The sequence below is a fragment of the Pseudomonas entomophila L48 genome, assembly GCF_000026105.1.
Classification (GTDB): domain Bacteria; phylum Pseudomonadota; class Gammaproteobacteria; order Pseudomonadales; family Pseudomonadaceae; genus Aquipseudomonas; species Aquipseudomonas entomophila.
Map to the genome: position 1 here is coordinate 36,917 of NC_008027.1, position 12,876 is coordinate 49,792.

Sequence of the window (12,876 nt, forward strand, 5' to 3'; positions counted from 1 at the left end):
TGCCGGGCAATGACTGGGGTTAGCCAAGCTTATGTTTGAGCACCTTGCCGACCTGTCCCTCGATGCCTTGCGCGTGTTCGAGGCCGCCGCACGTCTGCGCGGCTTTACCGCTGCCGCCGTGGAGCTGGGCACCACGCAGCCGGCGGTGAGCCAGCAGGTAAAGCGCCTGGAGGCGCAGTTGGGAACGCGGTTGTTCGACCGTATCTACCGGGGCATCGAGCTGACCGAAGCGGGCCAGCTGCTGTTCGAACAGGTACATCAGGGGTTGCAGGCCATGGATGATGGTGTTGCCCAGGCCAGTGGTCGTGGGCAGCGCGAGGTGTTGCAGGTGGCCACCGACTTCGCCTTTGCCGCGTTCTGGCTAATGCCGCGCTTGCAGCGTTTTCACGAGGCCAATCCACAGGTGGACGTGAGCCTGGTGACCGGCGAGCGCAGCCAGGGGATGTTGCGCCCGGACATCGATGTGGCGGTGCTGTTTGGCGATGGGCGTTTCCATCAGGGCGAGAGCCGCTGGTTGTTTGACGAGGAGGTCTTCCCGGTCTGCAGCCCACGGCTGATTCATGGCAAACCCTTGTCAGCCGTGGCTTTGCAACGATTGCCGTTGCTGCATCTGAAGGGTGAGCAGGCCAGTCGCTGGTTCGATTGGGCGGGGGTGTTTCGGGGGCTTGGCGTGGACAGCCCTCCTCCGTCCGGGCAACTGCGGTTCGATAACTACACGCTGCTGATTCAGGCGGCGATTGCCGGGCAAGGCGTGGCGATTGGCTGGGCACACCTGGTCGATGGGCTGGTCGAGCAAGGGTTGTTGTGTCGGCCTATGGAAGGCAGTTTGCGGTCGGCGCGGGGGTACTACGTGGTGCTGCCGCAGCGCAAACGGCGTGGGGCGCTGATCCATCGGTTCGTGGATTGGCTGGAGCATGAGCGCCTGTAGGAGCGGCTTCAGCCGCGATGCAGGCAACGCGGTGTCTGGCACCCACTGCGTGGGTGATCGCGGCTGAAGCCGCTCCTACAGGGATGGCGTAGACTTCGAGATGTTCGCATGACCGCTATCAGGAGCCACCGTGCAAAGGATCAAGGGCTATCACGCCCACGTGTACTACGACGCATCGACCATGGAACAGGCCCGTGAGCTGTGCGAGGAGGCGACGCGGCTGTTCCCCGTGACCATGGGGCGCATGCACCAGAAGCCGGTCGGGCCGCACCCGGACTGGAGCTGTCAGCTGGCCTTCGGGCCGGAGGTGGTGGGTGTGGTGTTGCCGTGGCTGGCGCTGTATCGCAAGGGGCTGGTGGTGTTCCTGCACCCGGAAACCGGGGATGAGCTGGCGGATCACCGCGATCATGCGATCTGGATGGGAGCGATCAGGCCGTTGGATCTTTCGATCTTCGAAGGTTAGGTTGCGCCGGCTGACGCTGTTCGCCGGCAAGGCCGGCTCCTACAGATGATCGTCGTATACCTGTAGGAGCCGGCCTTGCCGGCGAACAAGACGACGCGAATCAGACGCGAGCGGCGCGTACGCCGTCGGCCAGCGCCGAGCACAGGCTCAACACATCCTTCACCGCCTGGCCGGCATCCTTGGCCTGGGCGATCTTGTCGACCAGCGCCGAACCGACCACCACGCCATCAGCCAGGCGGGCAATGGCAGCAGCCTGCTCCGGTGTGCGGATGCCGAAACCGACGCTGATCGGCAGGTCGGTATGCCGGCGCAGGCGCGCAATGGCTTCGGTCACATGTTCGGTGGTCGCCGAGCCCGCACCGGTCACCCCGGCCACCGACACGTAGTAGACGAACCCGGAGCTGCGCTCCAGCACGCGCGGCAGGCGCGCATCGTCGGTAGTCGGGGTGGTCAGGCGGATGAAGTCGATGCCTGCGGCCTGGGCTGGGGTGGCCAGTTCGGCGTCGTGCTCCGGAGGCAGGTCGACGATGATCAGGCCGTCTACGCCCGCCTCTTTCGCCTCGGCGACGAACTGCTCAACGCCGAAACGGTGGATCGGGTTGTAGTAACCCATCAGCACGATGGGCGTGGTCTGGTTGCCGACACGGAATTCGCGAACCATCTGCAGGGTCTTGGCCAGTGTCTGACCGGCTTCCAGGGCACGCAGGGTGGCGAGCTGGATAGCGACGCCGTCGGCCATCGGGTCGGTGAACGGCATGCCCAGTTCGATCACATCGGCGCCAGCGGCCGGCAGGCCCTTGAGGATCTCCAGCGAGGCGTCGTAGCCCGGGTCGCCGGCGGTGACGAAGGTGACCAGGGCGGAGCGGCCTTCGGCCTTCAATTCGGCGAAGCGTTGTTCGAGACGGCTCATGCCTGTTTCTCCTGGGCGGCCATGTGGTTCATCACGGTTTGCATGTCCTTGTCGCCGCGACCGGACAGGCAGATCACCATCAGGTGGTCCTTGGGCAGCTTCGGCGCGCGCTTGATCGCCTCGGCCAGGGCGTGGGAGCTTTCCAGCGCCGGGATGATGCCTTCCAGGCGGCAGGTGGCGTGGAAGGCGTCGAGTGCTTCGTCGTCGGTGATGCTGACGTACTCCACACGCTTCACTTCATGCAGGTAGGCGTGCTCCGGGCCGATGCCAGGGTAGTCCAGGCCTGCCGAGATCGAGTGGGCGTCGGTGATCTGGCCGTCGTCGTCCTGCAGCAGGTAGGTGCGGTTGCCGTGCAGTACGCCCGGCACGCCGCCGTTGAGGCTGGCCGCGTGCTTGTCGGTGTGCACGCCGTGACCGCCGGCTTCGACGCCGATGATCTGCACACTGGCATCATCGAGGAAGTCGTGGAACAGGCCCATGGCATTGGAGCCGCCGCCGACGCAGGCGATCAGGCTGTCGGGCAGGCGCCCTTCCTTCTCCTGCAGCTGGGCGCGGGTTTCCTTGCCGATGATCGACTGGAAGTCGCGGACCATCGCCGGGTACGGGTGCGGGCCGGCCACGGTGCCGATCAGGTAGAAGGTGTCCTCGACGTTGGTGACCCAGTCGCGCAGGGCCTCGTTCATGGCGTCCTTGAGGGTGCCGGTGCCGGCGGTGACCGGGACGATCTCGGCGCCCAGCAGCTTCATGCGGAACACGTTGGCCTGCTGGCGCTCAATGTCGGTGGCACCCATGTAGATCACGCAAGGCAGGCCGAAGCGCGCGGCGACGGTGGCGGTGGCCACACCGTGCATGCCGGCGCCGGTCTCGGCGATCAGGCGTTTCTTGCCCATGCGCTTGGCCAGCAGCACCTGGCCGATGCAGTTGTTCACCTTGTGCGCGCCGGTGTGGTTGAGCTCTTCACGCTTGAAGAAGATCTTCGCGCCGCCGCAGTGCTCGGTCAGGCGCTCGGCGAAGTACAGCGGGTTGGGGCGGCCGATGTAGTCGCGCTGGAAGTAGGCGAGTTCTTCGAGGAACTTGGGGTCGGCCTTGGCGGCTTCGTATTCGCGGGCCAGGTCCAGCACCAGGGGCATCAGGGTTTCGGCCACGTAGCGGCCGCCGAACGAGCCGAACAGGCCGTTGGCATCGGGGCCGGCGCGGTATTGGGTCTGGGTCATGGGGCGCTCCAGGGCGTAATGGGATGAGTGATGGGCTTTACTCTAACCACGACGCGGCTAGCTGAAAACCGATAAGATTGCGCAAACCTGTCAGGAAAACTCACAAGTAAAATGGCCCAGGACCTTCCTCCTCTCAACGCCCTGCGGGCCTTCGAGGCAACCGCCCGGCTCAATAGCGTCAGCCAGGCGGCCGAAGCGCTTCATGTTACCCACGGTGCCGTCAGCCGGCAGATCAAGGTGCTCGAGGAGCATCTGGGCGTGGCGCTGTTCGTCAAGGATGGTCGTGGCGTCAAACTCACAGATGCCGGCATGCGCCTACGCGATGTGAGTGCCGAGGCCTTCGACCGGTTGCGAAGTGTCTGCGCCGAGCTTTCCCGCGATGCCGACGAAGCACCCTTCGTGCTCGGCTGCTCCGGCAGCTTGCTGGCCCGCTGGTTCATCCCGCGCCTGGGGCGCTTGAAAGCCGACCTGCCGGAATTGCGCCTGCACTTGTCAGCGGGCGAAGGTGATCTAGATCCTCGCCGCCCGGGGTTGGACGCCCTGCTGGTGTACGCCGAGCCGCCTTGGCCGGCGGACATGCAGGTGCACGTGCTTGCTGAAGAGCGGATCGGCCCGGTGATGAGTCCGCACTTTGAAGGCTTCGATCGGTTGAAGGCCGCGCCAGCCGTGGCTTTGCAACGAGAAGCAGTACTTCACACGACCTCTCGGCCCCAGGCTTGGCCGACCTGGGCACAGCAACATGGCATCGAGCCTGGCGCGCTGAGTTACGGCCAGGCATTCGAGCATCTGTACTACCTGTTGGAGGCTGCGGTGGCTGGGCTTGGCGTGGCCATTGCGCCACAACCGCTGGTTGCGGACGACCTGAAAGCCGGACGGCTGGCCGCACCGTGGGGATTTTCCCCCACCCGTGCGGCGTTGGCCTTGTGGGTACCCCGGCGCGCCGCCGACGGGCGCGCCGAGCAGCTGGCGCAGTGGCTGCGCCGCGAGTTGCAGCAGCAGGCGGGCTAGTCGCGGCGGCACATCAGGTAGGCGGCCAGCAGGCCCAGGGCGCCGATGGCCACGCCGGCAGTGGTCCAGGGGTGCTGCTGGGCATAGTCGCGGGTGGCGACACCTGTCTGACGGGTGCGGGTCTTCACCTCCGAATAGGCATCGCTGAGCAGGCTGCGCGAGTGCTTGAGGGCGTTCTCGGCATTGCCGCGCAGCGCCTTCATGGTCTTGTGGGACTCTTCCGAGGCATCGTGCTTGAGGTGCTCCAGCGTCTTGAGCAGGCTCTCGATCTCCGCTTCCATGCTTTCCAGCGAGGCGTTGCGCAGCGAGTTGTGGGCCATGGTGACTCTCCTTCGCGGTGGTGGGCTGTAAGAGTTGCGACTGCGCAGGCCGGCGAAAGTGCGATCGGATTTTGCGCTGCTAGGCTCAGTTGACACTTCACTGTTAGGAGAACACTGATGTCCGATCATCACACCTACAAGAAGATCGAGCTGGTCGGGTCCTCGCCCACCAGCATCGAAGAGGCGATCAACAATGCCCTGGCCGAGGCCGGCAAGAGCATCAAGCACCTGGAGTGGTTCGAGGTGGTTGATACTCGCGGGCATATCCGCGACAACAAGGCCGCGCACTTCCAGGTGACGCTTAAGGTTGGGTTCCGCATCGCCAACAGCTGAAATCAGGCTTGCCCGGGCTGATCGGGCAGATGATGTTCCAGGGCGCGAGCTTCGCGCCCTTCCCGTCTTTGATCTGTACAAGGAAAGCGATCGATGAAGAAGTTGATGCTGGCTGTAGGGCTGATGGTGTTGGCCGGTGGCGCGATGGCGGCGGGCAAGCCGTGCGAGGAGCTCAAGGCGGAGATTGCAGCGAAGCTGGATGCCAAGGGTGTGAAGGGTTACACGCTGGAGATCGTCAAGAAGGGCGACCCGGCGGGCAAGGTGGTGGGGACCTGTGAGGGCGGGGCCAAGGAGATTGTCTACCGGCGTGGTTGATGCGCCGCGGGTAAACCCGCCCCCACAACGACACTGCCGTCTGTAGGAGCGGCTTTAGCCGCGATGCAAGCAACGCGGTGATTGGCACCGGCTACGCCGGTGTTCGCGGCTGAAGCCGCTCCTACAGGGCCTGCGCCATCAGCTCGTAAGACCTGATCCGGTCGGCATGCTCATACAGGTCGCTGGTGAAGATCAGCTCATCCGCACCGGTCTGCTCCAGTAGCACCTCCACCTTGGCCCGCACTTTCTGCGGGCTGCCAATCATCGCCAACCCCAGGAAGCTGCTCACCGCATCGCGCTCATGGGGCAGCCACAGGCCATTCATGCTCTCTACAGGCGGGCGCTGCATCAGGCTCTGGCCACGGATCAGCGCGAGGATGCGCTGGTACACCGAGGTCGCCAGGTACTCGGCTTTCTCGTCGGTCTCGGCCACCACCATCGGGATGCCCAGCATCACGTAGGGCTTGTCCAGCGTCGTCGAGGGCTTGAAGTGGTCGCGGTAGATGCGGATCGCCTCGTGCATGTAGCGCGGCGCGAAGTGCGAGGCGAAGGCATAGGGCATGCCGCGCATGCCGGCCAGCTGGGCGCTGAACAGGCTGGAGCCGAGCAGCCACATCGGCACTTCGGTGTCGTGGCCGGGCACGGCGATGACCTTCTGGTCGTCGGTGCGCGGGCCCAGGTAGCGCGACAGCTCCTCGACATCGTCCGGGAAGTCGTCGGCACTGCCAGAACGCTCGCGGCGCAGGGCGCGGGCGGTCATCTGGTCGGAGCCGGGGGCACGGCCCAGGCCCAGGTCGATGCGGCCAGGGTACAGGCTGGCCAGGGTGCCGAACTGTTCGGCGATCACCAGCGGTGCGTGGTTGGGCAGCATCACGCCGCCGGAGCCGATGCGAATCGTCGAGGTGCCGCCCGCCAGGTAGCCCATCAGCACGGCGGTGGCGGAGCTGGCGATGCCATCCATGTTGTGGTGTTCGGCCACCCAGAAACGGTTGTAACCGAAACGCTCGACATGCTGTGCCAGGTCCAGCGAGTTGCGCAGCGACTGCGCCGGGCCGCCGTCGGCGCGCACGGGCACGAGGTCGAGGGTGGAAATCTTCAGGTCACGCAGGTGCGTCATCGGAGCCTCCGCAGTAGGTGGTTGGCCAGTGGCCTTTGGGACTCTGTATGGGCACATTCGAAGGATTCAATGCCTGCGTGCATTTGCCCCGAGGCGCAACGGCGGCGGTTTCCTGTAGTCTAACCAGCGTTGGCAGCGTGTCTGCCCTGTCAGGAGCCGTTCCATGATCCGCGTAGCAATCGCCGTGCTGGCATCCCTGCTGGCCACGGCCGCACTGGCCGCCCCCAAGCCGTGCGAAGAACTGAAGGCCGAGATCGAAGCGAAGATCCAGGCGCGCGGGGTAACCTCCTACACGCTGGAGATCGTGCCCAACAGCGAGGTCAGCGACCCGAACATGGTCGTGGGCAGCTGCGATGGCGGGACGAAGAAGATCATCTACCAGAAGAATGACCGGTAGTTCGGTTCGCCGGCAAGCCGGCTCCTACAAGGGTTGCGCCTTGTCTGTAGGAGCCGGCTTGCCGGCGAATGACTTCAAGGAATGCAGAACACCTCGCTGGGTTCATCCACCACCACCTTGCGACTGGCGTCGTACAGCAGCACCTGCGGCTGCATCACCGGCGCCCGGGCTTCCAGCCGGTAACGTTCGCCAGCCTTGAAGTCGTTGAAACGCACGGTGAGGTAGCAGGTTCTTTCAGTGGGGTCGGTGGTGAAACCGCCGGAATAAACCTCGAAGTCGAAACGCACCACCAGTTCATGCTTGCCGGGCGTCAACTGGAAGTAGCGGCCATCATCCAGACGCTTACCGTCCAGGCGGTCGGCCATGATGGTGCGACCGGGGGTGATGGTATAAAGGTCGACCCAGGCCTTGGACGGGTCGACGGGGGGCAAGGGGCTGGCGCAGGCCCCGAGTGCGCTGATGGCGAACAGCATCATGGGCTGGCGCATGGCGAAACTCCCGCTCGCGGTTCACAGCAAACAAGCATAGCGCCATTTGCGGGGTTCAGCTGCGTTGGCAACCTGCCGGCTCACCTTGGCCGAGCAGTTTCTGCTGCTGGTCGTAGAGCTTGATCCAGGGGCGGAAGCCAATGCTGCCCGCCTGCATCTGATAGCGCTGGCCGGCGGCGAAGTCCTTGAACGTCAGGTTGAGCTGGCAGTCGCGCCACAGCGGTTCGTCCACCGCGCCGATGTTGCTGGGCGTCACCGGGAATTGGTAGCGCACGGTCAGCTCGTGGTTGCCGGGCTGCACTTCGAAATAACGGGTGTCGGCCCAGTCGCGTTCGTCCACTTGCAGCGCGTGCAGCGAGTCGTTGTTGCCTGGGGCCAGGTCGATCCAGGCCTGTTTCGGGTCTGGGTCTGGCAATGTGGAACAGCCTGAAAGCAGCACGAGCGTGCTGGCGGCAAACAGAGTACGCATGGCGAAGCTTCCCCTTGGCGAGATAGTCTTGGTCGCATTCGGCCGACGAGCGAGATAGACAGCCTCGATGTTTGGACTTTTTCTTTTCATGCGCTGCAGCCGTCGGGCTCTCGACCGCGTTTTCATCCGGTTTGTTCCCGTGGCGGTCGCGCTCCTGCTGAACGGTTGCTCCAGCATGGGTTACTACGGGCAGTTGGCCGAGGGCCAATGGCAGTTGTTGCGGGCGCGCCAGCCGGTGGCGCAGGTGATCGCCGACCCTGCCACCCAGCCGGTGTTGCGTCAGCGTCTGCATTTCGCCGAGCAAGCCCGGGTATTTGCCAGCGAGCACCTGAAGCTGCCGGACAACGGCAGCTACCGCGTCTATGCCGACCTGGGGCGGCCTTACGTGGTGTGGAATGTATTCGCCACCCCGGAGCTTTCCTTGCAGCCGGTGACCCATTGCTTCCCCATCGCCGGTTGCGTGGCTTATCGCGGCTATTACCAGCAAGGTGATGCCCGTGGCGCGGCGGCGCTGATGCGCCAGGAAGGGCTGGATGTCTACGTGGGCGGCGTGGAGGCCTACTCGACACTGGGCTGGTTCGATGACCCTATCCTTTCGAGCATGGTGGGTTGGGGGAATGAGCGGCTGGCCACGGTGATCTTCCATGAGCTGGCGCACCAGCGTTTCTATGTGCAGGACGACACCGAGTTCAACGAGTCGTTTGCCTCCTTCGTCGAGCAGGAAGGATCGCGGCAATGGCGCATGGCGCGTGGGCTGGCAGCGGTCGAGGATGGCAGCGTGAAACAGCGCGAGGGGTTCACCCGGCTGATATTGGCCAGCCGTGAGCGGTTGCAGGCGATCTATGCCGGGCCGCTGGACGAGGCGGGCAAGCGGGCGGCCAAGCAGGCGGAGTTTGAACGGTTGCGCAGGGAGTACCGCGAGGTGCGGGACCGGGAGTGGGCTGGGGATCGAAGGTTTGATGCCTGGATCTATGCGCCGATGAACAATGCCAAGTTGCTGCCGTTTGGGCTGTATGACCAGTGGGTGCCTGTGTTTTCGCGGCTGTTCCAGGATGTTGGCGGAGACTGGTCACGGTTCTATGAGCGGGTCGAGGCGTTGGGGCGGCTTTCGATCGAAGAACGCAAGGCGGCGTTGACGCGATTGCAGCAACCTGGGGCCGCGTTGCGGCCCATCGCCGGCAAGCCGGCTCCTACAGGTGCTGACTAGACACGCTCAACCGTGCATGAACGCCTGGTGCAACTCGGCCAGTGTCTCGAAGTGGAACGCTGGCGCCTCGGCCACCAACTCCTCCCGACTGCCGAACCCGTACCCCACCGCTACCGCCTGAAGCCCATTGCTGCGGGCGCCGATCAGGTCGTGCTTGCGGTCACCGATCATCAGGGTCTGCGCCGGGTCCAGCCCTTCTTCATCCAGCAGATGGCGAATCAGCTCGACCTTGTTGGTGCGGGTACCGTCCAGTTCGCTGCCGTAGATCACCTTGAAGTGCTGGGCGAAGGCGAAGTGCCGGGCGATTTCACGGGCATATTCCCACGGCTTGGAGGTGGCGATGTACAGGGTGCGGCCTTGGGCATTGAGGGCTTGCAGCAGCTCAGGCACACCGTCGAATACCAGGTTTTCGTACAGCCCGGTCACCTTGAAGCGCTCACGGTAGAAGTTCACCGCCTGCCACGCCTTGGCCTCGTCGAAACCGTAGAACTGCATGAAGGCTTGCAACAGGGGTGGACCGATGAAGTGCTCGAGGCGGGCCAGGTCGGGCTCGTCGATGCCCAGCTTGGCCAGGGCGTACTGGATCGAACGGGTGATGCCTGAGCGCGGGTCGGTCAGGGTGCCGTCGAGGTCGAAGAGGATGTTCTGCTGATGCATGTCGGGGTCCACTTGAATCTATCGTCGACTGCTTCGCGGGCTTGCCCGCGAATGGGTCATTCCGGTTGGTCGTAGCCTTCGGCCAGGTGTTGGTCCTTGAGCTTCACGTAGTTGCCGGCGCTGTAGGGGAAGAACGCGTGTTCCTGCTCGCTCAGCAGGCGCACCTGCTTCACCGGGCTGCCCATGTACAGGTAGCCGCTGACCAGGCGCTTTCCTGGTGGAACCAGGCTGCCGGCGCCGATGATCACCTCATCCTCGACGATGGCGCCGTCCATGATCGTGCTGCCCATGCCTACCAGGATGCGGTTGCCCAGGGTGCAACCATGCAGCATGACTTTATGACCGATGGTCACCTCGTCGCCGATGATCAGCGGGAAACCGTCAGGGTTGAACGGCCCGGCGTGGGTGATGTGCAGCACACTGCCGTCCTGCACGCTGGTGCGCGCGCCGATGCGGATGCGGTGCATGTCGCCGCGTACTACGGTCAGCGGCCAGATCGAGCTGTCCGCGCCGATCTCGACGTCGCCGATGACCACCGCCGAACGGTCGACGAAGGCCCGTGCTCCCACTTTCGGCGTGTGTTGCTGGAAGGTCCGGAGGGCCATGATAGTGTTCCTCTGCAATGCCGATAGGCAGGCTGCCTGCTGCGGTCGGCGTCGATTGTAATTAAGATGGTCCCGTGTTTCTCCTGCCAAGGTACCCGAACCGTGAGTGCGAACAACCCGCTGCTGCAGTCCCATGATCTGCCGCCCTTCTCGGCAATCCGCGCCGAGCATGTGCTGCCGGCGATCGAGCAGATCCTCGCCGACAACCGCAAGGCCATCGCCGACCTCCTCGAACAGCAGGGCAAGAACCCGACCTGGGCCGGCCTGGTGCTGGCGATGGACGAGCTCAACGACCGCCTGGGCGCCGCCTGGAGCCCGGTCAGCCACCTCAACGCGGTGTGCAACAGCAAGGAGCTGCGCGAGGCCTACGAGTCGTGCCTGCCGGCCCTGAGCGCCTATTCCACCGAGCTGGGCCAGAACCGCGCCCTGTTCGAAGCGTATGAAGCCCTGGCCGCCAGCCCAGAGGCCGCTGGCTTCGACGTGGCGCAGAAGACCATCATCGACCACGCCCTGCGCGACTTCCGCCTGTCGGGCATCGACCTGCCGGCCGACAAGCAGCAGCGCTACGCCGAAGTGCAGAGCAAGCTCAGCGAGCTGGGCAGCCGCTTCTCCAACCAACTGCTCGACGCCACCCAGGCCTGGACCAAGCACGTCACCGACGAGGCCGCCCTCGCCGGCCTGACCGACTCGGCCAAGGCGCAGATGGCCGCCGCCGCCCAGGCCAAGGGCCTCGACGGCTGGCTGATCACCCTGGAATTCCCCAGCTACTACGCGGTGATGACCTACGCCAGCGACCGCGCCCTGCGCGAAGAGCTGTACGCCGCCTACTGCACCCGCGCCTCCGACCAGGGCCCGAACGCCGGCCAGTTCGACAACGGCCCGGTGATGGAAGAGATCCTCGACCTGCGCCAGGAACTGGCCGGGCTGCTGGGCTACCAGAACTTTGCCGAACTGAGCCTGGCCACCAAGATGGCCGAGTCCAGCGACCAGGTGCTGACGTTCCTGCGTGACCTGGCCAAGCGCAGCAAGCCGTTCGCCGCCCAGGACCTGGAGCAGCTCAAGGCCTATGCCGCCGAGCAGGGTACCCCTGAGCTGGCCAGCTGGGACGCCGGTTACTTCGGCGAGAAGCTGCGCGAGCAGCGCTACAGCGTGTCGCAGGAAGCCCTGCGCGCCTACTTCCCGATCGACAAGGTGCTGACCGGCCTGTTCGCCATCGTCCAGCGCCTGTATGGCATCGAAATCAACGAACTCAAGGGCTTCGACAGCTGGCACCCGGACGTGCGCCTGTTCGAGATCAAGGAGAACGGCCAGCACGTCGGCCGCTTCTTCTTCGACCTCTACGCCCGCGCCAACAAGCGTGGCGGTGCCTGGATGGACGGTGCCCGCGACCATCGCCGTACCGCCGCCGGCGCGCTGCAGAGCCCGGTGGCCAACCTGGTGTGCAACTTCACCCCGGCCACGCCCGGCAAGCCAGCGCTGCTGACCCACGACGAAGTCACCACCCTGTTCCACGAATTTGGCCACGGCCTGCACCATCTGCTGACCCGCATCGAGCATGCCGGTGTATCCGGCATCAACGGTGTGGCCTGGGACGCGGTGGAGCTGCCGAGCCAGTTCATGGAAAACTGGTGCTGGGAGCCGGAAGGCCTGGCGTTGATCTCCGGCCACTACGAAACCGGCGAAGCGCTGCCCCAGGACCTGCTGGACAAGATGCTGGCGGCGAAGAACTTCCAGTCCGGCATGATGATGGTGCGCCAGCTGGAGTTCTCGCTGTTCGACTTCGAGCTGCACGCCACCCATGGCGACGGCCGCGGTGTGCTGCAGGTGCTCGAAGGCGTGCGCGACGAGGTCTCGGTGATGCGTCCGCCGGCCTACAACCGTTTCCCCAACAGTTTCGCCCACATCTTCGCCGGTGGTTACGCGGCGGGTTACTACAGTTACAAGTGGGCCGAAGTGCTGTCGGCCGACGCCTTCTCGCGCTTCGAAGAGGAAGGTGTGCTGAACGCCGAGACGGGCCGCGCCTTCCGCGAAGCCATCCTCGCTCGCGGTGGTTCCCGCGAGCCGATGGTGCTGTTCGTCGACTTCCGTGGCCGTGAACCTTCCATCGATGCATTGCTGCGCCACAGTGGTCTCACCGAGGACGCGGCGGCATGAGCGAGGTAGCCGTGAGCAAGAGCAAACGACGCTTCATCGCCGGTGCCGTATGCCCGGCGTGCAGCGAGATGGACAAGCTGATGATGTGGAACGAGGACGGCGTGCCGCACCGCGAGTGCGTGGCCTGCGGGTTCACCGACACCCTGAACGAACAGGGCCTGTCGGTACCCAAGGAGCTGGGCACCCGGGTCAACCACCTGGAACCGAAGGCAGCGCCGGCCAAGGTGCAGACCGTGCAGTTCTTCCCCAATCCGAAGCTGAAGAAGCCAGAGTAACCTGGGGCCCGCCTTG

General features: G+C 64.7%; 17 protein-coding genes. 9 read left to right on the forward strand and 8 right to left on the reverse strand.

The window, feature by feature from the left end:
• Positions 1-31: 31 nt before the first annotated feature.
• Together PSEEN_RS00160 and PSEEN_RS00165 are read left to right on the forward strand one after the other, a co-directional pair.
• Positions 32-928: a choline sulfate utilization transcriptional regulator gene (locus tag PSEEN_RS00160; RefSeq protein WP_011531490.1), complete on the forward strand. Its 897-nt coding sequence runs from the start codon at positions 32-34 to the stop codon at positions 926-928.
• Between the two features lie 130 nt (positions 929-1,058).
• On the forward strand, positions 1,059-1,391 hold the full coding sequence (locus PSEEN_RS00165) for a DOPA 4,5-dioxygenase family protein (protein WP_011531491.1): 333 nt from the start codon (positions 1,059-1,061) through the stop codon (positions 1,389-1,391).
• A gap of 100 nt (positions 1,392-1,491) precedes the next feature.
• Here PSEEN_RS00165 and trpA read toward each other — a convergent pair whose 3' ends face one another.
• Both trpA and trpB read right to left on the reverse strand, forming a co-directional pair.
• Positions 1,492-2,301: a tryptophan synthase subunit alpha gene (gene trpA, locus PSEEN_RS00170; RefSeq protein ID WP_011531492.1), complete on the reverse strand. Its 810-nt coding sequence runs from the start codon at positions 2,299-2,301 to the stop codon at positions 1,492-1,494.
• Positions 2,298-3,515, reverse strand: a complete 1,218-nt coding sequence (gene trpB / locus PSEEN_RS00175; protein WP_011531493.1) for a tryptophan synthase subunit beta — start codon at positions 3,513-3,515, stop codon at positions 2,298-2,300. Before trpB ends, trpA begins: the two co-directional genes overlap by 4 nt.
• A gap of 111 nt (positions 3,516-3,626) precedes the next feature.
• Here trpB and PSEEN_RS00180 point away from each other — a divergent pair, with 111 nt between their 5' ends.
• Complete coding sequence (locus PSEEN_RS00180) at positions 3,627-4,523, forward strand: LysR family transcriptional regulator (RefSeq protein ID WP_011531494.1); 897 nt, start codon at positions 3,627-3,629, stop codon at positions 4,521-4,523.
• Here the strand turns inward: PSEEN_RS00180 and PSEEN_RS00185 are convergent.
• A complete protein-coding gene (locus tag PSEEN_RS00185) occupies positions 4,520-4,843 on the reverse strand; it encodes an ElaB/YgaM/YqjD family protein (protein WP_011531495.1) in 324 nt (107 codons plus the stop codon). The genes PSEEN_RS00180 and PSEEN_RS00185 overlap by 4 nt on opposite strands.
• Before the next feature lie 117 nt (positions 4,844-4,960).
• Here PSEEN_RS00185 and PSEEN_RS00190 point away from each other — a divergent pair, with 117 nt between their 5' ends.
• On the forward strand, positions 4,961-5,176 hold the full coding sequence (locus tag PSEEN_RS00190) for a dodecin (protein ID WP_011531496.1): 216 nt from the start codon (positions 4,961-4,963) through the stop codon (positions 5,174-5,176).
• A gap of 93 nt (positions 5,177-5,269) precedes the next feature.
• On the forward strand, positions 5,270-5,491 hold the full coding sequence (locus PSEEN_RS00195) for a DUF1161 domain-containing protein (RefSeq protein ID WP_011531497.1): 222 nt from the start codon (positions 5,270-5,272) through the stop codon (positions 5,489-5,491).
• A gap of 121 nt (positions 5,492-5,612) precedes the next feature.
• Here the strand turns inward: PSEEN_RS00195 and PSEEN_RS00200 are convergent, their stop codons facing one another.
• The gene (locus tag PSEEN_RS00200; protein WP_011531498.1) at positions 5,613-6,608 is read right to left on the reverse strand and encodes an LLM class flavin-dependent oxidoreductase; all 996 of its coding nucleotides are present in this window, start codon (positions 6,606-6,608) and stop codon (positions 5,613-5,615) included.
• Positions 6,609-6,771: 163 nt separating this feature from the next.
• On the opposite strand from PSEEN_RS00200, the gene PSEEN_RS00205 reads away from it, so the two are divergent.
• Positions 6,772-7,005, forward strand: a complete 234-nt coding sequence (locus tag PSEEN_RS00205; RefSeq protein ID WP_011531499.1) for a DUF1161 domain-containing protein — start codon at positions 6,772-6,774, stop codon at positions 7,003-7,005.
• A gap of 74 nt (positions 7,006-7,079) precedes the next feature.
• On the opposite strand, the gene PSEEN_RS00210 is transcribed toward PSEEN_RS00205, so the two are convergent.
• Positions 7,080-7,493, reverse strand: coding sequence for a PA0061/PA0062 family lipoprotein (locus PSEEN_RS00210; RefSeq protein ID WP_011531500.1), 414 nt, complete (start codon positions 7,491-7,493; stop codon positions 7,080-7,082).
• Positions 7,494-7,548: 55 nt separating this feature from the next.
• Positions 7,549-7,962, reverse strand: a complete 414-nt coding sequence (locus tag PSEEN_RS00215) for a PA0061/PA0062 family lipoprotein (protein WP_011531501.1) — start codon at positions 7,960-7,962, stop codon at positions 7,549-7,551.
• 88 nt (positions 7,963-8,050) lie between these two features.
• Here PSEEN_RS00215 and PSEEN_RS00220 point away from each other — a divergent pair, with 88 nt between their 5' ends.
• Positions 8,051-9,169 carry an aminopeptidase gene (locus PSEEN_RS00220; RefSeq protein WP_011531502.1) on the forward strand — a complete coding sequence of 373 codons (1,119 nt, stop codon included), beginning with the start codon at positions 8,051-8,053 and terminating at the stop codon, positions 9,167-9,169.
• Between the two features lie 6 nt (positions 9,170-9,175).
• On the opposite strand, the gene PSEEN_RS00225 is transcribed toward PSEEN_RS00220, so the two are convergent.
• Both PSEEN_RS00225 and PSEEN_RS00230 read right to left on the reverse strand, forming a co-directional pair.
• Entirely contained in the window at positions 9,176-9,826 is a 651-nt protein-coding gene (locus PSEEN_RS00225; RefSeq protein ID WP_011531503.1) for an HAD family hydrolase, read from the reverse strand.
• 56 nt (positions 9,827-9,882) lie between these two features.
• On the reverse strand, positions 9,883-10,431 hold the full coding sequence (locus PSEEN_RS00230; RefSeq protein WP_011531504.1) for a gamma carbonic anhydrase family protein: 549 nt from the start codon (positions 10,429-10,431) through the stop codon (positions 9,883-9,885).
• A 66-nt stretch (positions 10,432-10,497) separates the two neighbouring features.
• Here PSEEN_RS00230 and prlC point away from each other — a divergent pair, with 66 nt between their 5' ends.
• A complete protein-coding gene (prlC, locus tag PSEEN_RS00235) occupies positions 10,498-12,585 on the forward strand; it encodes an oligopeptidase A (protein ID WP_083789141.1) in 2,088 nt (695 codons plus the stop codon).
• Complete coding sequence (locus tag PSEEN_RS00240; RefSeq protein ID WP_011531506.1) at positions 12,582-12,860, forward strand: YheV family putative zinc ribbon protein; 279 nt, start codon at positions 12,582-12,584, stop codon at positions 12,858-12,860. The genes prlC and PSEEN_RS00240 overlap by 4 nt, the downstream gene beginning before the upstream one ends.
• Positions 12,861-12,876: the final 16 nt, after the last annotated feature.

Excerpts from the sequence above, each read along its gene's own strand:
- PSEEN_RS00160 (WP_011531490.1), top strand. The coding sequence starts at position 32 with ATGTTTGAGCACCTTGCCGACCTGTCCCTCGATGCCTTGCGCGTGTTC.
- trpA (WP_011531492.1), bottom strand. The coding sequence starts at position 2,301 with ATGAGCCGTCTCGAACAACGCTTCGCCGAATTGAAGGCCGAAGGCCGC.
- trpB (WP_011531493.1), bottom strand. The coding sequence starts at position 3,515 with ATGACCCAGACCCAATACCGCGCCGGCCCCGATGCCAACGGCCTGTTC.
- PSEEN_RS00180 (WP_011531494.1), top strand. The coding sequence starts at position 3,627 with ATGGCCCAGGACCTTCCTCCTCTCAACGCCCTGCGGGCCTTCGAGGCA.
- PSEEN_RS00185 (WP_011531495.1), bottom strand. The coding sequence starts at position 4,843 with ATGGCCCACAACTCGCTGCGCAACGCCTCGCTGGAAAGCATGGAAGCG.
- PSEEN_RS00190 (WP_011531496.1), top strand. The coding sequence starts at position 4,961 with ATGTCCGATCATCACACCTACAAGAAGATCGAGCTGGTCGGGTCCTCG.
- PSEEN_RS00195 (WP_011531497.1), top strand. The coding sequence starts at position 5,270 with ATGAAGAAGTTGATGCTGGCTGTAGGGCTGATGGTGTTGGCCGGTGGC.
- PSEEN_RS00200 (WP_011531498.1), bottom strand. The coding sequence starts at position 6,608 with ATGACGCACCTGCGTGACCTGAAGATTTCCACCCTCGACCTCGTGCCC.
- PSEEN_RS00205 (WP_011531499.1), top strand. The coding sequence starts at position 6,772 with ATGATCCGCGTAGCAATCGCCGTGCTGGCATCCCTGCTGGCCACGGCC.
- PSEEN_RS00210 (WP_011531500.1), bottom strand. The coding sequence starts at position 7,493 with ATGCGCCAGCCCATGATGCTGTTCGCCATCAGCGCACTCGGGGCCTGC.
- PSEEN_RS00215 (WP_011531501.1), bottom strand. The coding sequence starts at position 7,962 with ATGCGTACTCTGTTTGCCGCCAGCACGCTCGTGCTGCTTTCAGGCTGT.
- PSEEN_RS00220 (WP_011531502.1), top strand. The coding sequence starts at position 8,051 with ATGCGCTGCAGCCGTCGGGCTCTCGACCGCGTTTTCATCCGGTTTGTT.
- PSEEN_RS00225 (WP_011531503.1), bottom strand. The coding sequence starts at position 9,826 with ATGCATCAGCAGAACATCCTCTTCGACCTCGACGGCACCCTGACCGAC.
- PSEEN_RS00230 (WP_011531504.1), bottom strand. The coding sequence starts at position 10,431 with ATGGCCCTCCGGACCTTCCAGCAACACACGCCGAAAGTGGGAGCACGG.
- prlC (WP_083789141.1), top strand. The coding sequence starts at position 10,498 with ATGGTCCCGTGTTTCTCCTGCCAAGGTACCCGAACCGTGAGTGCGAAC.
- PSEEN_RS00240 (WP_011531506.1), top strand. The coding sequence starts at position 12,582 with ATGAGCGAGGTAGCCGTGAGCAAGAGCAAACGACGCTTCATCGCCGGT.